The sequence below is a fragment of the Sulfobacillus thermosulfidooxidans genome (genome assembly GCF_001280565.1).
Taxonomy (GTDB): domain Bacteria; phylum Bacillota; class Sulfobacillia; order Sulfobacillales; family Sulfobacillaceae; genus Sulfobacillus; species Sulfobacillus thermosulfidooxidans_A.
On the sequence record NZ_LGRO01000001.1, the window covers coordinates 2266551 to 2285136 of the forward strand.

Consider the following 18586-nt stretch of genomic DNA (forward strand, 5'->3'; position numbering starts at 1 on the left):
CGGCTCCTCATTATGAGATGAAGAGCCGAGACGACGTCGAGATAATCTCAGGGTTATCCGGTAATCTCGTTAAGCGGTAAGGCGAGCACCCAACCCCAGGCATTACCAATGTACACGGTTTTGCCTTCAACGGTCGGATTATTATTCAAGAAGTCTCCGCCAATCACCGTTGTGTGTTGAATATGTCCGGTGCGGGTATTAAGGCTAAAGATATCAGGGCCTCCTGCAACAATTAAGTGATGTGATACCACAGCCCCAGGCGCGGAAATATCCTGTCCCAAAGAGGTATTCCACAACACATGGCCACTGACGGCATTCAGTGCGATTTCGCTGTGAGTGAGGGGATTACCGAAAAAGACGGAATTGGTTTGGGGACCAAAAACGGGTGTCGATCCCCCAAATCCATCGGGTACGGGTCCAGTACCGAGCGTTTGGCTCCAGATGACTTGCCCTGTTAAGGGATTCACGGCAAATGCGTCCAGGCTCGCCTCATTACCTTGCGGGTTAACGAGAACATCGGAAATGACTAAGTGATCGACCCCATCATACACAGGAGTCGCAAACGCAAAACCGGAATACTGCAAGGTGGTTGACGAAAAGGTCTGTTTCCAGAGAATTTGTGCGGTGTTCAAATTAATTCCATATAACACATTTGGAGTTGATGTGCCCACAACCATGATCGGACCTTGAGAGGTCAAAGCCAAGGTTGCAGAATCTTGGGTATTAAATCCGGTCAGGTGGAGCACAGGATTTCCGTTAGTATCGACAAAGGGTTTAACGGGAGTGCCATTTTGCGCATTAATGGCCCACACATTGCCGGATCCATCTACCCAATACAGCGTGCCCTGGTAATATAACGGGGTCATGGCATCGGTACCACGGGTATAAAACGTCCACATTTCCCGTCCTGTTTTGGGATTTAAAGCATGGATGTTTTGAAAACTCGCGCCGATATGCACAGCGGGACTATTTTTGGCAAAATCCTGGACGGCGGCAAAATTAAACCAGGGATCTCCAGAACTTTCGATAACAGCATTTGGCGTAACCAGAGGTTGTCCTGCATTGGCGTTAATCGTGTCAAAACGCCAAATGAGTTGGCCAGTGGTGGCATTCAGGGCATTGACCGAATAGCGGCTACTGCCCGCGTACACGATGCCCTGTGCGGGACTGACTCCACTGCCTACGCCAAATGCCAGTGATGTCATCTCTGATGCCACTTGTGGTCCGAAAATAGCCGTGTCCCTGGGAGGACTATTTAATGGCAAGGCATCGTTAAGCGGTGCAGCCCAGTTGACGCCACTTGGTCCTACGGACGAATATCCTTCATGATCTGTTCCCCCCGCATAATATTCCCAGACAGAAGGAAAGTTGGCGGCCTGACTCGGTGTCGGTAAGGCGAGCGGGTTGTCATAACGTGCGGCTTTATCCGGGACAGAGAGGTTGCTCGGAAAATTATTCGGGATGGCGGGAACGCCACCTGGATGGGTCATAATGTAATGGGCAGGGGCGGCAAAAATCCAACCCGAAATGGAGCCGATATACAATTCATTGTCAACGATGACGGGGCTCGATATACCCCAGACCCCAAAGAAGTAGCCATGGCTGGAGAACTTGTTGACAATCGCCCCCGTTTTCGGATTGAGCGTGTAAATATGCTGTCCCTCAGCAAATAGGACGCGGTGGTCATAATAAACGCCGCCCGCCCGGGGTTCATTGACTTCCCCAGGTTGGGCGATGGAGGTCACCCAGCGCAGACGTCCTGTTTTTTCGTTGTAAGACTGATAAGTTTCATTGAGCAAATCGCCGACATAAAGGTTTCCTCCATGGACCATGGGTACACTCCCTTTAAATGCTACGGGTTTGGCCACTAGCCCATTACCACCGAAGTGGCTCCAAAGGAGTTGCCCGGTGTTGGCGTTTAAGGCAAAGATATCTAAATTTAAAACGGGATGGCTTAGGGTGCCGCCGGCCGCGACATCATTCACTAAGGCATCGGTTAACACCACGCCCCGTTTCGGATCCACCACAGGAGGAACATCACCGAGTCCCGTGTTAATCGAGTTCGGTACTTGATATTCCCACGCTAAGTGGGGATCTTGGGGATTTGTCTCATCGACCGCCATTAAATAATTGGGATCTTGTGTTCCGTAAATCATCAAAAACTGGCCTTTATAAGGTCCTTGGGTAGGAATATACCAGTTGCCAGAAGACATGCTGCTAAAGCCGGGATTGCTAAAAGCCGATAATAATTGACCCGTTTGCGCATTCACAGCATAGAGATGGCCATCGCCTGTATTAAAAAACACCACGCCATTATGGTAAACCGGGGTGGGCATGGCTTCACCGGCCGTATCAAAACGCCAGCGGACTTTTCCCGTGAGACCATCGATGGCATAGACCGCTGAGAAGTTCGCGCCACGTACTGTGGGTCCTGGTGGATTCCCGTTGTTGGCAAAATCCACGGCGTGCTGCAGGGTGAAGCCCACGTCTCCAGCGCCGATAAACAATATGGGACGGCCATTGATGGACGTGGCAATGGCATCACCCATATCCGAATTCACGGTTTGCGTTCGCCAGATCGGTACCCCCCTTAACGCATTCACGGCAAAAATTTGATTGTTACTCTCCTCGATATAGACGATCCCGTCCACCATGCTTATTCCCGTGACATTACCTAACCACTGGGCAGCTTCCGCACCCCAGGCTTGTCCCCCATCTTGAGGATAACGGTTAAAAGCCCGGGCGAGGCGCAAAAACTCATCGCCCGTCAATGGTGCGACCCAGAAACTCCCATGCGCCAAAATCGATGGCAGGTGAGATGCTGCGGGACCTTGAAATACGGGATCATGTTGCTGGTTGGCTTGTAACTGATCCCATGACGTGGGAAAGAACGCGTGTATGTGCTGGGGTGCTGTTCCAAAGTGTTTGGGTTTATGCGCTAATTGCAGTTCCGTTGGCGTCTGAAAAATGCTAGGGCCAAAGGATGAGGAAGTGGAAGATTGGGCCTGGACCGGTGGTGGGGCGGCCAAAGTCAAAAGACTAGATATAGCCAAAAGAGCCAAAGATTTTTTGATTGCCATGCCAATTCCTCCAATCTCAATGTATTTACCATCACTAAAAGTGTGGTTGCCATGTATTCGACGATTAAAAAATATAATCATTCTGGTTATTTCGTATATTTGGAGTTTTCATAGAAAAATCGTTCGACCTCTTTTACGCGAACCATAGAAAATGAGAAAAATCATGTCAAAATAGGGCCATTGGTATCGAATCTTGGCTATCCATGAATACCTACAATAAAATGAAAAATTTTTGCGTACCATCAACCAAGGGGATAGTTTTTGATTAGCAATTCAAAAAGCCGGTCAAAAATCCAAGGAATTCGTTCGGATGAGAAGGCAACATCTTGGGTGCGGCGCGCAAATGGCCTTAGGATCTTCATAAATATAACCATATAGTGATATGATAATGAACTAAAGGATTTGATTCGGAGGGGAGGGATAACCATACGATTAGGATTGGGAGATACCGGATTTCTTGGATCTATATCGCGTGATGTGATGTCGAAGGAGAAAATAGACGAGATTACGCGGTTCAACTTGCTCGATGTCATCACACTGGTGTATGAATTACAGCTAAATGCTGTATGTGCCCAGGAATTTACAACGAAACTGTATGCCCTGGCGCAACAATGGGTCGATCGCTCGTGCATTAGGGAAATCCATGTCAAGCAACTCATTGGGCTTTCGACGATGGTTAAAAACCTGCCACTCCAATATAAAGGGATGCTGGCTCATGCCTATGACAATATCTCATTAACAAATCCGACTAATATTCCTGCGTTCTTTTTGGTGTTGGTCCGATTCACATCACCAGGATTGCCAGGCCTCCTATCTACCATTGACCAGTCGATAGAAACCTTGGCAAAAGAGGTTTGCCCGGAAGCCAGGAATTTTTTTGGAGATCTGTTTACCACCATTCATGCCGGCGGCGGTTCTCTGAACCAGGACGATACGCTCAAATCTCTAGCCGTTAAGGACGGTAAGGATGCCAGCCCGGATGACCATATCACGGTCTTAAATCATGTGTTGGTGGAAGATAAGAACTCTGTGGTTTTTGATCAGCTCGTGGGTCAACTATTGAAGGTGGCTCAAGTAACCTTTCAGCCGTCTTCATCTGCTAGCGGCGATGGACTTGCTGGCGGACCGGATAACGTATTTTACCGCAAGGCGCTCTCTACCGAGATTCTTCGGGCGCTGACGCCCGTAAATGGGGTGAGGGCTTATCTAATGCATGGCGTGTGGCGCACGGAGTGGGATCACGAAAATTCGCATGCCGATCCAAGGTTTTTGGAAGCGGCCAAGAAGCTCGCCCCTTATGTTATAGAAGGACCTGTAGAGCCGTTTTACCGAGACGTTTGGCATGTATCTTAAGGAATCAATAGCGAATGGAAGTAAAGGAGCGAAGTACATCGTGATCATTTATTTTTTGTGTACGGGTAATTCTTGTCGTTCTCAAATCGCCGAGGGATTTGCGCGGGTGATGGCCAAAGATGGGGTACAGGTGGAAAGCGCGGGGATCGAGGCTCATGGTTTAAATCCTCGGGCCGTTCAGGTGATGAAAGAAGTCGGCATTGACATCTCAACGCACCACTCCAAACTGATTGACAACCAGTTATTGCGCCGGGCGGATTTTGCAATAACATTATGTGGCGATGCCCGCGATCGTTGTCCCATTACACCCCCAGAGGTTACACGGCTTCACTGGGGTTTTGAGGATCCCGCCCGGGCGGAAGGTACGGAAGAGGAAATTATGGCGGTGTTTCGCCGGGTGCGAGATGGCATTCGTGATCAGGTCAAAGCGTTTTTAGCCGAGCAAAACCTGTTGCGGGAAGACGTTTAAAATCTAAGCGTGAGGATCTTGCGGCAACATATCCAGTTTTGCGGCGAGATTCTGCTTGTGAATTTTGCCAGCACTCGTCAAGGGCATTTCTTTGATATAGAAAATATGATCAGGAATCCAAAATTTGGGTATTCGTCCAGCATGTACTTGATGGACAAGGTAATCGAGGATCATCTCAGGATCAATGGCTTGACGGGTTTGAATGACAGCAACGGGCCGCTCTCCCCATTTCGGATCAGGTGCCGTTAAAATGGCCACCTGGTCAATGCCGTCAATTTCGGAGAGGATGGTTTCCAGAACATTTACGGCGATCCATTCTCCTCCGCTTTTGATGGCATCTTTCAAGCGGTCCACAATAGCCAAAGTGCCATCCGGATATAAAATTCCGAGATCGCCACTGGCAAAATATCCGTCCCGAAAAGCGTGGCGTGAGGCTTCGGGATCGCCCAGGTATTCTTTGGGAAGCCAGGGGCTTTTTATCCAAATTTCTCCGATATTGAGGCCATTGGCATCCATTTCCCGGCCGTGGTCATCGTGAAGGGAGATTTCGACCATGGGAAGGGGCATGACGCGGCCACTCAGGATTTTTTCACGCTCGGGCGAGGAAAGCACGGAATGGGGAGGAATGGAGGAGATGGCCGAGGCTAATTGATCGGTACCCCCATAAATGACGGAAATGTCCACGTGGAAATGAGAGGCTTTTTTGGCTAAGCCATAGGTTAATGCGCTGCCTCCGGTTAAGACTTTTAAGGGATCGTCCAAGGGACCGGATAACTCCTCTAAGAGTCGATAAAGCTGGGTGGGAACCATATTGGCCCATGTCACATGATGTCGAGCAATTAACTCGACTTGTTCTCTCGGGCTCAGTTTAGGGGATAAAACCAAAGACGCGCCAATATATGGTGCGATAAAGGGAATTCCCCAGCCGTGAATGTGGAAAAAGGGGATCAAGGGCAATAGGGTTTCATCGGGTCCTAACCTTGCAGGCGTATCTTGTAACGCGAGATGGTGAACGATTTGCCATGAACTTAATAGCAGATCACGGTGGCGATACATGACGGCATGGGGTCTGCCGGTTGTGCCCGTGGTAAATCCTATAGAAAAGGGATCGGTCTCTTGAATGGCAATACGCGGGAAATTCGTCCGACCTTGCCGGATTAAGGCATCATATTGGGTAGGCATGACGATTTGTTGAGGAACCAAACTTTTTAAGGTGTCGGCTAATGATAAAAATTCAGCTCCGACAAAGAGCCAGGTATCACGGGCTTGGCGTACGGTGTATTCAAGGTCATTTAAGGATAACCGGAAATTTAATGGATGCATAATAGCGCCGACAAAAGCGAGGGCATAATGGAGTTCCAGAAAATTTTGCGAATTGGCATCTAAAATACCCACAACGGTTCCTCGGCCTATGCCCATTTGTTGTAAGCTGTCCGCCAACTTCAGTACGCGCATTAAGAGATCTGAATACCGGGTGAATTGACTGTCATACCAGATGCCTTGCTGCGGATATTTGCGATTGGCTTCCAATAAGACTTGAGAAATAATTAATTGATCCATGGTCGGCTCATCCCTTCCGCCCCCTGCCACTGGGATATCTATCCCTTGAGCGAGATACCTGGAGTTCTTGAACATTTTTAACGTAAATGGTGTTACATGAGCACGGTGAAGCATAGTGACAGAAATACATTCAGGGATAGCCGTAAATGTTATGCGGAACCGTCCAGGTAAACGAATTATTACCAATAATATCATACTCAAGGATTTAGGAAATACAGGTCAACCCCAGGGATCGAAAAGATCTGTGGGAAAACACGTAATGGTGACAAGGTTTGTGATGGACTCGAATGAAGGCGCTATGGCTCACCATGAGATTACGGAGGATGATCAAATAAACCTGAAAAATTTGGACGCTTAACCGCAGAGATCTGCCCTTCGCGGCGTATTGGCTTTTATAAGGTCCCAATCCCAAATCTATGTCACGCGAGCCGGCTTGTTCTGGGCATCCGTAGTAGACCCATTTGGTGACCGAGGCGAGCGCAATCATGCCGATTGGAAGCATTTAATTTGTGCAAGAGATGTTCCACATGTCGTTTAACGGTATGGACAGAAATTTGCAATGCGTCCGCGATTTGAGCATTGGAATAATTTTGGTCAAGCAGCCATAACACTTCGCGTTCTCGCGGTGTGAGTCCTCGAGGATTTGTTTCCGCTTGAGACAAGCTGTTTTTCATTATGCCCTGCCAAAAGGATTGACTGATCAAGACGCATTGAGAGGATAGAACTGTGCGGATTAAATCCACTAATTGATCGCAGCACTGGGTTTTATCAAGCAGCATGTCAATGCCTAATTTCATGACGGATCCCGTTAAATGAAATGTCATAGGCGACAAAAACACGGCCGATTTCACATAAGGATTGAGACTTTTGCATGTGTTTAGGGTATGTTGGATATGAAGAAGATTATCGGATTCTATCAGCACAGCATGCATGCCTGTTGACCGGCTATTATTTCCATCCAGTATGACGACTTCCGTATCGGCTTCCTTTTCTAATACCGCACGAATGCCGGCCGCAAAAATTGGAGAATGGCTGACAATCCCGATCGTAATAACATTCACGGAAGTGGCCCCCTTTTTGAGAGATTACAGAAAATTATGTGGATATTTTTCCCTTTTTAGCATACAACCTCGAACTTCGTAATACGTCTCAATTTTGTCTCAGCTGTTGCTTATCCATTTATACCAAAACGAATACGATGGAAGAGAATTCCACAAAATAGATTCATAGATCTTTTTGCTGTCGGATTATGGCAATAAAAATTAACTGGCCTGATAATCAGCTAGGCCAGCTACTCATTATTCCTTGGCTATACACTGCGTTGCCGAGTTATGACGGTTGGGAGTTTTGTTCAGAGTTATTTTTAGGTCGGACAACACTACAAGAAGCAACGCCAGCGATATGATCTTGTAAGACGGCACTGCCTAGGTCCAATAAAGTAATCACCCGTTCGTCGCTAATCCGGTAATAGACGAATCGCCCTTGTGACTGGGCTTGAACCAAGCCGCAACTCTTTAGACAGGCCAGATGGTTCGATAAGTGGCCCTGGCCAATATCTAGACGTTTGACGAGCTCACCGACATTTAACGAACCCTCTTCGCGCAAACTCTCTAGAATGCGGAGGCGAATGGGATGGCTCAGGGCTTGCCAAAATGAAGCCAACAAATCTTCGTGTTGGGTCTGACTTGTCGTAAAAAACATGCGGCTCTCCTCTTTTTGTCACCGAATAAATTGATTCTAATAAAATTGTACAGAGTTCAAACGTTTCGCTCAACTAACCAATGGACCTATTTATCGCCCTGATCATCATTTAGGTCGACAGATTAAAAAGAAATCGCCTTGTCAGCGTCTTTGGTGAGCACGAAGACGGTATTTATTCATGAATTGGCCGGCCAAATACCGTCAAGGGCCATAAGGAACGGGGGAATAACACGGTCAGTCGCTTAACTGTTTTTGAGCAAGTCATTCAACCGACTCCCCTTATCGATTTTGAGCATAATGCTCCCAACAATGAGAAGGTAAAGCCATGCTGCCATGGAAAATCCGCGACCAAAGGAATATTGGAGAAATTCAATGTGTCCGACTAACGGTGCTTTATTAATTCCGAATGGTAAGGCGGTAATGCCGGAAATAAAGAACATGGTCATATTATAGGCGGTGAAAATTATAGGAGGCCCGTAATATGATCGCAGTCCTAAGAGATAAATGACAGCGATCAACCCGTAGGATGCTGTTTCAATATCAATCCAATATGAGACAATGGGCGTCGAGCCGGGAGTGGCAAAGAGATGAGCTGCCACGTCCAATAATGCAAAGAATACCAATGATAAACGCAATGTATGAACCATCCGGAGGCGTTTTACGTCCAGGTCTAACCCATCTCCAGAAACCGTTTCAAATCGTGTACCCATAAGACGACACATCCTTTCTTATTCGTGAATTATTTCACTTATCATGCTACCACCTTATGACAGAGACCACAGAGGGCATATGGTCCATAAATCAGGACCCAAAGGGCGAGAATTGCTATAAGTCTTATGGCCCCTGGGATATTGCTTCATGGCCAACAAGTTAGACAACTAAGCTCAATGGCGACTGAAATATGGATCAGAAGAACGAAAGAGACTTGGCGAAAAAGCAGGTTATCTGTGTCGATTTCGTTTCTCATAAGAAGATCATTAAGTCGCGTAGAAAAGTTTAGAAAGAAGGGCCTCCAATATCGATGATTGAAATGGGACTATTATTAGTTCATAATGATAAAAAACTATAAAAACACAAGTGATGAAATGAGGTCATTCTATATGACTAGTTCACTCATTCCGCCATCCTGGAATGCATCATATGAGCAGTGGAAACAAACACGTCTACCATCTTTGCTAGAAAAGGACTGGAAGACGGCATTTAGTGATTACCCTTGGATTTCTTTTACCGATAGTCCTTTTATTGCCTTTTCTAAACCCCTCAATTTGTCTCGGATTGCTTTAATAAGTTCGGCAGGTGTGTCATTAACGACCCAGCCTCCTTATGATGCGGAGGATCCCTTTGGGGATCACAGTTTTCGGATCATTGACGCCCAGAGTCCTTTACCAAGCTGGCAAGTTCATCATGGGCATTATGATACGTCTTCGGCGCAAATTGATTACAATACCGTATTTCCCTTGGATATATTGCGGCAATTAGCTCACAATGGAAATATTGGATCGCTTGCAAAAGAAAATTACACGTTCATGGGATATCAACCGGATCCCCGTTTGTTTTACGAAGACTCCGCTGGAAAGATATTAGAGGGATTGCGAGCGCAAGAAGTAGATGCGGTGCTGTTAATTCCTGGATGACCGGTATGTCATCAGTCCGTGGGACTGTTTGCCCGCTATTTAGAAAATGAAGGAATTGCCACCGTGGTCATGGGCGCTCTTAAACCCATGTTGGAAACCATCAAACCTCCTCGGACTTTATGGGTTCGGGCGACACTCGGAAAACTGGTGGGGAATCCCCACGACATTAACCAGCAAATGATTCGGGTTCAAAAGGCTCTTGACTTGTTAGAGACAGCTAACCAGGGTGGCGTGGTCGTTGCATTGTCCGAGAAGTGAAATCGCTGACAAAGCGGCGAATACTTCATGCCTTGCCTGTTGATTTTTAGGGTAATGTGCGGATGGGAAGGGAGAAGGAAAAATGACCCGTCAACATGATACGATGCGCATTGGAGAACTCGCCAAAGTCGCCGGGATTACCCCAAAAACTCTTCGTTATTATGAGGACTTTGGTTTATTGCCGGCCAGTACCCGCAGTGAGTCAGGATACCGGTTATATTCGTGGAACGATTTGGATCGACTGCGGTTTATCCAAAAAGCCAAAACCGTCGGTTTTTCGTTGAGTGAGATTCGTTCAATTCTAGCCTTGCGCAATCATGGAGAAGTGCCCTGCGATCATGTTAAAGCGTTAATCAATCGGAAATTGGAGGAAATTAATTCTCAAATCCAAGCCCTGCGAGATTTAGAGATCGAATTACGCACTATGCAAAAAGAAGCTGACGCATTACCGCCGTGCGAAGCTTGCGTTTGTGAAATCATTGAGCATCATGACGCCATGAGCGGTAACGACATGCCTTGAGAAAGCGATAATCCTTCTGCTTTTCCTGTCTTCAGGTAAGCCAGAAGGATTACCAAAACGGAAACGGAATGTTTTAGGTTCAGGGAACTCATCGTGACGTTCGCCTTTCGCCAATGGGATATGTAGGAACGTTATTAAGGGATTCTTGATGAGGCGATTTCAACTTGCCACCCAAAAACGAGTTAGCCAAAACCGTGCTGACGCTCGTGACCATCGCCAACATCGCCCAGGATGGGCCGATGAATCCGGTAATAGCTAAAGGAATGCCTATCCCATTAAAAGCCAATGCCAAGGCGATATTTTGGGCTGTTTTGCGGTAAGCGTTGCGACCAATAGCCAAGGCTTGCACAACGGCACCAAGGCGTTCACCCATAATCACGACATCTGCTGATTCCATGGCAATATCGGTGCCTGCCCCAATTGCAATACCTACGTCAGCTTGAGTCAGGGCCGGAGCATCATTAATTCCGTCTCCCACCATCATGACGCGGTGACCATTTTGCTGCAATTTTTGCACCTCATGGCCCTTTTCATCTGGTAATATTTCGGCGCGAAATTCATCAATTCCTACGGCTTGGGCCACGGCTCGGGCTGTGTACATGTTATCTCCCGTCAGCATGATGGGGGTAATGCCAAGGGCTTTAAGTCGCCCTACAGCTTCTTGGGCATCAGGCTTAATGGTATCAGCGATCGCGATAAAGCCCACTAGCCTGTTATTTTCTGCGACTGCCACCACAGTATTCCCGCTTTCCAGCAAGGATTTAAGCCGGGTTTCGTGATCGTTAAGAGTTATCCCTTCATCGTGCAAAAAGCGAGGGGATCCGACCCTGATGTATCGCTCCTCCCAAATTGCGCGCAATCCTTTGCCCGCAATGGCTTCAAAATTTTGCGCCTTGGGAATATCAATATGTTTTTGTTCGGCGTACTGGACAATGGCTCGGGACAAAGGATGTTCCGATAGGGTTTCAGCCAAGGCGGCTAATTTCAATAGATATTCTTCAGATACGCCATTAAGTGGCAGAATCTGGGTAACCGATGGACGTCCTTCTGTCAGTGTCCCCGTTTTATCTAGCGCAACCCATGTTATATCCCTTAAAGTTTGAAAGGCTTCTCCTCCGCGAATCAATATGCCGTGTTCTGCCGCCATGCCGCCTCCACGAATCATGGCCAGCGGTGTAGCCATACCTAAAGCGCAAGGATAGCCCATGACAAAGACGGCCAGCATGGCAAAAATGCCGCGTGTCATGTCTATATGTCCCGATACTACATAATCTCCGAGTGTCCAGATAAGAATCGCCAATGCCGCAGCCGCCAGCACACCAGGCACATAGACCGCAAGAACCTGGTCAACCAATTGCAAGATTCCCGGTTTTTTGGCCCGAGCTTCTTCAATTTGGTGGGCGATCTGTTGGAGAAAGCTTTGTTCGCCAACACGGGTTACCAAGACGATCAAAGATCCCGTAAGATTGATCGAACCCCCGATAACTTCAGTTCCTACGGTTTTGTCTACGGGCAGGGATTCGCCTGTGACAAGACTTTCATTAACGCTTGAGGAGCCCTCGACAACTACGCCATCAAGCGGAAAGGCCTCGCCCGGTCGAACGCGGATCATGTCTTCTACCTCGACTGACTCTACCGGAACCGTTTGTTCGACACCATTGCGGATCACGGTAGCCATGGCTGGTTGCAGCGCAAGAAGTTTCATAACGGAACGCGATGCCTTGGTTCGTACTAGTAGCGACGCGTATCCGGAAAGGATATGATATGTCGTAATAAACGTAGCGACGGCAAAGAAGTCAGGAGCAGGAAATGCCAAGGTGGAGATATGAGCATATGTTCCCACAAGTCCCAATGTGCCGCCTAAAAATCCGCTGAACGCGCCAAATTCCAAAAGCACGTGTTGGTTCAGAATTCCACGTTTCAGTGAATGCCACGCCATACGTAAGATATAAAGTCCGGGGCCGAACATGGTTATTACGGCTAAAAGAGGCATAATGATCGTCATGAGGAGACGAATTTTGTCCAGGGCAATCAAATGAAACCATAGGAAACTCATAAGGATCAGAGCAAGCCCGGTCATTGTTCCGGCAATCCCCAAACGTCTACGTTCCAAATCAATCTCTTTTTGTTGTTCCTCGTACGCCTTAACCCGTCTGGGATCGCGGATAGTGTATCCCAAGTCTAACAGCGTCTGCCGAATCTGATCACCTGTTAGCACCTTAGGATTAAACTCAATCAGGGCTTCTTCATGGGCTAAGGATACACTGGCATTGATTATGCCAGGCATGCGTGCGAGTCCTTTGGTAATACTGGTTGCACAAAAAGAGCAAGCCATGCCCCCAACTTTGTATTGTACTTGCTGAGTTTCTTCAGTCATGATGACACCTCCGGTTTCACCTGGTAACCCAAAGCTTCTAAACGGTTTTGAATCACCTCTTCTGAGGTCTCCTTCAGGGAAAAGGTGACTTCAATCTTCTGCGTCTGGTGATTGGCCGTAACCTCGTGAACACCGGCAATGCGCTTTAAAGCATTTCCTACCCGAGCTTCACAACTCACACAATGGAGTTTTTCTTCGCCAATTATGAGAAATGTTTGAACCTTGACCATGGATATCACCCCTAAGGATTTATGTGTGCGGTGATTTTTTCCCTGTCACCGCACAGACATCGTAAACCCTCCTGTTAACTGGAATGTCAAGCGATTTTTCGCACGCAATTTCTGTGATGTGAGATTCTTGACGCAGGGGACGTGTCGTGGTACGCAATAAGAGCCGTGCATTTTCCTTATTCGGTGATAGCCAAGAGGAGATTAGGCCCAGGGCGGTCTCGCACACTGGCGGACTTAAGATGATTTATCAAGGTAGAGAGATTCAGCGTTGGATGGATGCCCGCCAGCCAATGTCTATGATTGGCTTCCCCCGAACTCAATCAGGGTTCAGTGCTAGCTGAAGGGGGAGAATTTCTGCGAAAGCCTTTCCCAAAGGCCCGGAGGTGCCGTTAGGTCTTCCGTCGATTATTGGGTCAAAAAGACGATTGTAGCCTAAGCGTAGTAAGCGCAATGAAATGCCGATATGATTTGATTGTTGCTTATCGTATCGATATTTAACAAGATGACATCCGTGTCAGTGAGCATAGCGCCTAACATGAATACTTTGGATTATATCTCACTACCTTTAGGGGGCACAGTTAAGACGGCAGTGATTGGTCTTCCTTCAAATCGCCAAGGTGATATGACACTGCCCGGTAAGTTGGGATGAAGATTCTTTGATTCACAGTGGGCCAAAGTCAACGGCGATACGGTCTTCTTTACGTCTCAAGGAGAGTTGATGTGATACAGACCTTAGAGAAAAACCGCGCCAAGAGATGTGGCTAATATTCCCAAACTCCACATGGTGATATACCAGATTTTTTTGGGTTGTGTCCGATGTCCGTTCATGTCGGTCGACATGGGTGCCTCATGATGATCATGGCCAGGCTCAAGATGGTGATGCTGTTCCAAGTGATCATTAACGTGCCCTTGTTGGGATGTTGTCTTGTGCGCTGTACTCATTAATCCATGTTTTAAGTGAGCCGCAACCATCCACCAATTTAAAGGATAAGCGAGAATGGCTCCGGCAATGAGGGCGAGTGACATCATAAACCAAAACTCGCCGTGATGCGGTGAGGACGCGGCAGGATGAAGCCGGATCCAGGGAACCATGACCGCAATCATCCCAGCCATCACGCCATTCATGGATAACCATTCAGCCAGGAACATTTTTCGAAGAGCCATGAGGTAGCTGCCACCAACCATATCTTTCATGAATAGCGATTGGAAAATAAGCCATCCAACAAGAAATCCAGCGATATATTCAATTAAGAGATTGAGTATCATCGATATGTGCACCGGATGAAGAAGACCAATGATGACGGCAGCTCCAATTATGCCGACACTGTCTCCGGCAACACAATGCAGGGTGGATCCGACCGCTTGTTTCCACAAAGGTGCAATATATTGGCGGTGCGTGCCAGGCAAGGGTTCTCGCACGGTTAATATGTACAATATGAGCCCTAAAGGGCCCATAAATATTGTAACCAGGAGAAAAGCCATATGCATGGTGGTGTCAATGGGCGCATGGGACCAGTCGAGAATTATAAACAGCACGGATAGCAGGGAAAGGATCCACCAAAGCAAGACGGCGTCCCCCATTGGGCTTTTTCCTCCTGATTGTTTATATATTGGCCGGACATTTTTTCGACAATCCCCAAAAAGCCTGCTGCCTAAGAAACGGAATTACTACGTAGATTTTTGAGTCATAGCGATAAAGTACGCACTTAGCGCAATAACCCAGGCGATAGCCATGGTGAGTGAATCACTATTATGTTGCCCATCCATAAAAAAGGTTAGCCCGCTATAGCCTGCGATGATAACCGCAATGAGTCCGATTCCGGCCCACAATTTGGGTGCCGATCCGGCACTTGACAGCGATCTCAATGCGGTAATAAGAGAAAACACGACTAAAAACACTCCCAACATCATATGAATCATAAAGACTGGAGAACTAAAACCTCGGCTAATCATCATATGGAATCCCATAGGAATGCCTTGATTTTGTGAATTCATGGTGGGAAGGGTGATGTAAAGATTGGTATACATACCCAAGACAAATTGAATGAGCAATAAGCCAACCATTATACCAGAAAAAGCCTGGATGGGGTTTTGTGCGGATACAGAACGGTTTATCATTACGGGGCCTCCTTTATTATTCCAGACTGAACTACTCTTGTTGTGAAGTCCTGGGTAAGAATTCCGGGTATGTTCTTCGGAGAAGACATACCCGGCGTGATGAGATCGGGGGTTTAAGCCTTGTTTTGGTTCACATACTGGGCCGGATTTTCTTGAAAGCTCTTGGCGCATCCGGCGCAGCAAAAGTAGTAGCGAGTACCCTCATAGTCAACATGGGGCGTTGTGTCGGCTACGTCAACAGTCATTTGACAGACAACGTCTACGGCTTGTGCCATGGGATTTCACCTCCTTCCGTTGGAAGTGGTGTGGCGGGAAGTTTTGCTGTTTTTAATAGCAGGGAGTTCGAGACGACAGATACGGAACTCATCGCCATGGCAGCACCTGCTAATACAGGGGAAATGATGCCAAAAGCCGCCAAAGGAATCATCATGACATTGTAGATGAGAGACCAGAATAAGTTTTGATGAATCTTTCCGAGTGTCTTCCGTCCTAAGGCTAATGCCCGAACCACCCCGAAAATTTCTGGGGATAACAAGGCGACCTCTGCCGTTTCCAATGCGGCGTCGGTTCCTGAGCCCACAGCGAGACCGAGATCTGCAGTAGCTAATGCCGGGGCATCATTAATCCCGTCACCAACCATGAGTACCCGAAATCCTTCTTCTTTAAGTTGGCTCACAATCTTGGATTTGTCAGCCGGGAGAAGGCCGCCATAAATCCGGTCGACGTTTAACTTGGTTCCAATCGCCTTGGCTGCTCGCTCTTGATCACCAGTTAGCATCGCCACTTGAATACCTCGTTCGTGCAACGCTTGGATAGTGGCTGGCGCATCATCGCGAATCGTATCCGCCACAATAATAGCGCCGGCTAAGTGCTCAGATTGTCCTACCCATATCACGCTGGCTCCTTGTTCTTGCCAGGTATTTACAGTGTGTTGGATATCCTCGGGAACACTGACATGATATTGTTCCATCAGACGCAAGTTTCCGACGACGACTTCTTGATCGTTAATATATCCAACCATCCCCAAGCCGGCTTCGGTATAAACATCTTCCGCCTGGAGTTCAGGAACGCCTTGCAATTTCGCTCCCCGCACGACGGCTTGGGCGAGAGGATGGGTCGATTCGCGCTCAATCGCCGCAGCCAATGCTAAAACGGTATCCTCGGTAAAATCACCATAGGCGATGACCTGCTGCATAGCAGGCTTTCCGCGGGTTAAGGTACCGGTTTTGTCAAATGCGACCAAATTGATGCGGCTGGCGGTTTCCAAGGCTGCGCCGTTGCGGAAAAGAATACCGCGCTTGGCTCCAATGCCTGATCCGACCATTACCGCAGTCGGCGTTGCTAATCCTAAGGCGCAAGGACAAGCGACCACTAAAACCGCTACGCCATCTAATGCAGCCATTCGCCAGTGACCCGTAATCGATCCCCAAATAATAAAGGTAACAATGGCGATGCCGATAACTACGGGGACGAACACATTAGCAATCGTATCGGCGAACCGTTGAACCGGGGCTTTGGTTGCTTGCGCCTCCTCGACGGTTTTGACGATTTGCGCCAATGTGGTATCATGCCCGACCCGTTCCGCCTCGATTTCGAGGGTTGAGGACCCATTGAGTGTTCCGGCTGTGACCATGTCACCAGGCTTTTTATCCTGGGGCAAAGGTTCTCCCGTTAGCATGGATTCGTCGGCCGTGCCTTGTCCCGCTACGACTTTGCCGTCGACCGGAAAACGCTCGCCAGCTAAGACCTGCAAAATGTCCCCGGGGTGAATGGCGTCAACGGCCACATTTTCCCAGTCTCCTTGGGCCGTTTTTCGGCGGGTTTCTTGGGGACGCAGGGCTAACAATTCTTCAATAGCTTGACTGGTGCGTCCTTTAGCGACGGCTTCCAAATATTTTCCAACCAGTACAAGAGTGATGACGGTGGCTGAGGAGTCGAAATATAGAGGGCCATGCACCAGGAGATCATACAGGGATAATCCCCAGGCAGCGAGTGTACCCGTTGCGACCAACACATCCATGTTGGCATTTTTGTGCCGTAAATTCATCCATGCCCGGTGAATGAATCCCCATCCGGGTCCCCACTCGACGACGGTGGCAAACAGTGCCAACATAATGCCATTATCGAGCCAGGAGGGTCCGACATGAAATAGCATATGCACCATATCAATCCAGATCGGAATGGAGAAGACAATGGACCAGGTCAAGCGGCGTCTTGCCACTTGCATTTCATGTGAGCGCGGATTCGGTTCATCCGTGGTTTGTTGTTTTGGAGCAAAGCCCGCGGCCTGAAGGGCATCTGTGACTTGTTGAGCATCGGCGACGCCGCGAATAAGGTCAAGGGAGAGCACACCGGTGACGGCGTTAACTTGCACATTTTCTACTCCTGTAACGGACTCTGCCGCTTCGATCGCGCGTTTACGCAAGGGTTCTTCATCCATACCAGCTAATACCCATGACACATGATCTTTCCGCACGCTATAACCTAATTCGGTGATGGTTTCAACGAGTCGCGGCATGGTCACAAGGCTCGGATCAAAAGTAATATTGGCCCGTTCCAATGCCAGATTCACATGGGCATCGACACCGTCTAACTGGTGCAACGCTTTTTCGATACTATTGACGCAGGTAGCACACGTCATGCCACCGATATCTAAATTGATGGACTGAGCAGACTGTTCTTGATCAATCGGATGAGTGGCCATCACTCTCACCTTCTTTCATAATTTTTTGAACCGTCTCAGGTGTTTCATCACTATGACAATGGCACAGCGGGTGTTCGATTAACGGGGATAACGCATGATCCGGTCCAATGGCTTCCCCTGCTGTGAACGGCATGTATTTCATCGCCCCGATGAGTTCGTCGACGATGGGTGTGCCCATGCCTTCGCGCATTGCATCGGCCACACAAGTCAAAAGATGATTGCGTAATAAAATTCGCTGGACTTGCTCTAGACTTGCCTGAACCGCTGAAACCTGTTTCATGATGTTCACACAGTAGATGTCTTGATCGACCATGCGCCGAATGCTTTCCAAGTGTCCTGCGGCCACTTTCAAGCGTAAGGCAGCATCCTTTTTCAATTCCGGATCCATAAACTTACCTCCCTCCCCACCCCCGGTGGGGTACTTGTTTACAGTGTGAACCCGCGTTTTTGATTTGTCAACCCCATCATCAATCATTAGGATTCCATGGCGGGAACCATAAAGCGGATAACAATAATCATTCATGAGGCGATTTTTTCTTAAGATGTGTGAATTTGGCGGTTCTATGCATTTTGAGTGCGAAT

Annotated in this window: 17 protein-coding genes; 5 read left to right on the forward strand and 12 right to left on the reverse strand. The window is 48.0% G+C overall.

The genetic code is table 11. The features are described from left to right. Window positions 1–53 precede the first annotated feature (53 nt). Entirely contained in the window at window positions 54–3080 is a 3027-nt protein-coding gene (locus tag AOA63_RS11255) for a PQQ-binding-like beta-propeller repeat protein (protein ID WP_053959779.1), read from the reverse strand. A 480-nt stretch (window positions 3081–3560) separates the two neighbouring features. Here AOA63_RS11255 and AOA63_RS11260 point away from each other — a divergent pair, with 480 nt between their 5' ends. Both AOA63_RS11260 and arsC read left to right on the forward strand, forming a co-directional pair. Next, window positions 3561–4433, forward strand: coding sequence for a hypothetical protein (locus AOA63_RS11260; protein WP_431607701.1), 873 nt, complete (start codon window positions 3561–3563; stop codon window positions 4431–4433). A 40-nt stretch (window positions 4434–4473) separates the two neighbouring features. Next, on the forward strand, window positions 4474–4902 hold the full coding sequence (arsC, locus tag AOA63_RS11265; RefSeq protein ID WP_431607694.1) for an arsenate reductase (thioredoxin): 429 nt from the start codon (window positions 4474–4476) through the stop codon (window positions 4900–4902). Between the two features lie 3 nt (window positions 4903–4905). Here the strand turns inward: arsC and AOA63_RS11270 are convergent, their stop codons facing one another. The 4 genes from AOA63_RS11270 to AOA63_RS11290 form a co-directional block, all read right to left on the reverse strand. Next, a complete protein-coding gene (locus tag AOA63_RS11270) occupies window positions 4906–6462 on the reverse strand; it encodes an AMP-binding protein (RefSeq protein ID WP_053959782.1) in 1557 nt (518 codons plus the stop codon). A 419-nt stretch (window positions 6463–6881) separates the two neighbouring features. Next, window positions 6882–7523, reverse strand: a complete 642-nt coding sequence (locus AOA63_RS11280) for a response regulator transcription factor (RefSeq protein ID WP_053959784.1) — start codon at window positions 7521–7523, stop codon at window positions 6882–6884. A 268-nt stretch (window positions 7524–7791) separates the two neighbouring features. After that, window positions 7792–8163, reverse strand: a complete 372-nt coding sequence (locus AOA63_RS11285) for an ArsR/SmtB family transcription factor (protein WP_053959785.1) — start codon at window positions 8161–8163, stop codon at window positions 7792–7794. Window positions 8164–8405: 242 nt separating this feature from the next. Beyond that, on the reverse strand, window positions 8406–8873 hold the full coding sequence (locus AOA63_RS11290) for a hypothetical protein (protein ID WP_053959786.1): 468 nt from the start codon (window positions 8871–8873) through the stop codon (window positions 8406–8408). Between the two features lie 390 nt (window positions 8874–9263). On the opposite strand from AOA63_RS11290, the gene AOA63_RS11295 reads away from it, so the two are divergent. From AOA63_RS11295 to AOA63_RS11305, 3 genes are all read left to right on the forward strand, one after another. Further along, a complete protein-coding gene (locus AOA63_RS11295) occupies window positions 9264–9797 on the forward strand; it encodes a glycine/sarcosine/betaine reductase selenoprotein B family protein (RefSeq protein WP_053959787.1) in 534 nt (177 codons plus the stop codon). Between the two features lie 18 nt (window positions 9798–9815). Next, a complete protein-coding gene (locus AOA63_RS11300; RefSeq protein ID WP_053959788.1) occupies window positions 9816–10055 on the forward strand; it encodes a hypothetical protein in 240 nt (79 codons plus the stop codon). An 82-nt stretch (window positions 10056–10137) separates the two neighbouring features. Then, window positions 10138–10575, forward strand: a complete 438-nt coding sequence (locus AOA63_RS11305) for a heavy metal-responsive transcriptional regulator (RefSeq protein ID WP_053959789.1) — start codon at window positions 10138–10140, stop codon at window positions 10573–10575. 88 nt (window positions 10576–10663) lie between these two features. On the opposite strand, the gene AOA63_RS11310 is transcribed toward AOA63_RS11305, so the two are convergent. The 7 genes from AOA63_RS11310 to AOA63_RS11340 all read right to left on the reverse strand — a co-directional run bounded on the left by AOA63_RS11310 (window position 10664) and on the right by AOA63_RS11340 (window position 18392). After that, complete coding sequence (locus tag AOA63_RS11310; RefSeq protein ID WP_053959790.1) at window positions 10664–12952, reverse strand: heavy metal translocating P-type ATPase; 2289 nt, start codon at window positions 12950–12952, stop codon at window positions 10664–10666. Next, entirely contained in the window at window positions 12949–13182 is a 234-nt protein-coding gene (locus tag AOA63_RS11315) for a heavy-metal-associated domain-containing protein (RefSeq protein WP_053959791.1), read from the reverse strand. Before AOA63_RS11315 ends, AOA63_RS11310 begins: the two co-directional genes overlap by 4 nt. Before the next feature lie 732 nt (window positions 13183–13914). Further along, window positions 13915–14763, reverse strand: coding sequence for a DUF4396 domain-containing protein (locus AOA63_RS11325; protein WP_053959793.1), 849 nt, complete (start codon window positions 14761–14763; stop codon window positions 13915–13917). An 87-nt stretch (window positions 14764–14850) separates the two neighbouring features. Beyond that, the gene (locus AOA63_RS11330) at window positions 14851–15300 is read right to left on the reverse strand and encodes a hypothetical protein (protein WP_053959794.1); all 450 of its coding nucleotides are present in this window, start codon (window positions 15298–15300) and stop codon (window positions 14851–14853) included. A 113-nt stretch (window positions 15301–15413) separates the two neighbouring features. After that, complete coding sequence (locus AOA63_RS18995; protein WP_020375254.1) at window positions 15414–15575, reverse strand: YHS domain-containing protein; 162 nt, start codon at window positions 15573–15575, stop codon at window positions 15414–15416. Further along, window positions 15560–18004, reverse strand: coding sequence for a heavy metal translocating P-type ATPase (locus AOA63_RS11335; RefSeq protein ID WP_053959795.1), 2445 nt, complete (start codon window positions 18002–18004; stop codon window positions 15560–15562). The genes AOA63_RS18995 and AOA63_RS11335 overlap by 16 nt, the downstream gene beginning before the upstream one ends. Continuing rightward, complete coding sequence (locus AOA63_RS11340; RefSeq protein ID WP_020375256.1) at window positions 17985–18392, reverse strand: metal-sensitive transcriptional regulator; 408 nt, start codon at window positions 18390–18392, stop codon at window positions 17985–17987. The genes AOA63_RS11335 and AOA63_RS11340 overlap by 20 nt, the downstream gene beginning before the upstream one ends. Window positions 18393–18586: the final 194 nt, after the last annotated feature.

What these genes read in the sequence shown, in the direction of transcription:
- AOA63_RS11255 (WP_053959779.1), bottom strand. Translation starts at nt 3,080, where the DNA reads ATGGCAATCAAAAAATCTTTGGCTCTTTTGGCTATATCTAGTCTTTTG.
- AOA63_RS11260 (WP_431607701.1), top strand. Translation starts at nt 3,561, where the DNA reads ATGTCGAAGGAGAAAATAGACGAGATTACGCGGTTCAACTTGCTCGAT.
- AOA63_RS11270 (WP_053959782.1), bottom strand. Translation starts at nt 6,462, where the DNA reads ATGGATCAATTAATTATTTCTCAAGTCTTATTGGAAGCCAATCGCAAA.
- AOA63_RS11285 (WP_053959785.1), bottom strand. Translation starts at nt 8,163, where the DNA reads ATGTTTTTTACGACAAGTCAGACCCAACACGAAGATTTGTTGGCTTCA.
- AOA63_RS11290 (WP_053959786.1), bottom strand. Translation starts at nt 8,873, where the DNA reads ATGGGTACACGATTTGAAACGGTTTCTGGAGATGGGTTAGACCTGGAC.
- AOA63_RS11295 (WP_053959787.1), top strand. Translation starts at nt 9,264, where the DNA reads ATGACTAGTTCACTCATTCCGCCATCCTGGAATGCATCATATGAGCAG.
- AOA63_RS11305 (WP_053959789.1), top strand. Translation starts at nt 10,138, where the DNA reads ATGACCCGTCAACATGATACGATGCGCATTGGAGAACTCGCCAAAGTC.
- AOA63_RS11310 (WP_053959790.1), bottom strand. Translation starts at nt 12,952, where the DNA reads ATGACTGAAGAAACTCAGCAAGTACAATACAAAGTTGGGGGCATGGCT.
- AOA63_RS11315 (WP_053959791.1), bottom strand. Translation starts at nt 13,182, where the DNA reads ATGGTCAAGGTTCAAACATTTCTCATAATTGGCGAAGAAAAACTCCAT.
- AOA63_RS11325 (WP_053959793.1), bottom strand. Translation starts at nt 14,763, where the DNA reads ATGGGGGACGCCGTCTTGCTTTGGTGGATCCTTTCCCTGCTATCCGTG.
- AOA63_RS11330 (WP_053959794.1), bottom strand. Translation starts at nt 15,300, where the DNA reads ATGATAAACCGTTCTGTATCCGCACAAAACCCCATCCAGGCTTTTTCT.
- AOA63_RS18995 (WP_020375254.1), bottom strand. Translation starts at nt 15,575, where the DNA reads ATGGCACAAGCCGTAGACGTTGTCTGTCAAATGACTGTTGACGTAGCC.
- AOA63_RS11335 (WP_053959795.1), bottom strand. Translation starts at nt 18,004, where the DNA reads ATGGCCACTCATCCGATTGATCAAGAACAGTCTGCTCAGTCCATCAAT.
- AOA63_RS11340 (WP_020375256.1), bottom strand. Translation starts at nt 18,392, where the DNA reads ATGGATCCGGAATTGAAAAAGGATGCTGCCTTACGCTTGAAAGTGGCC.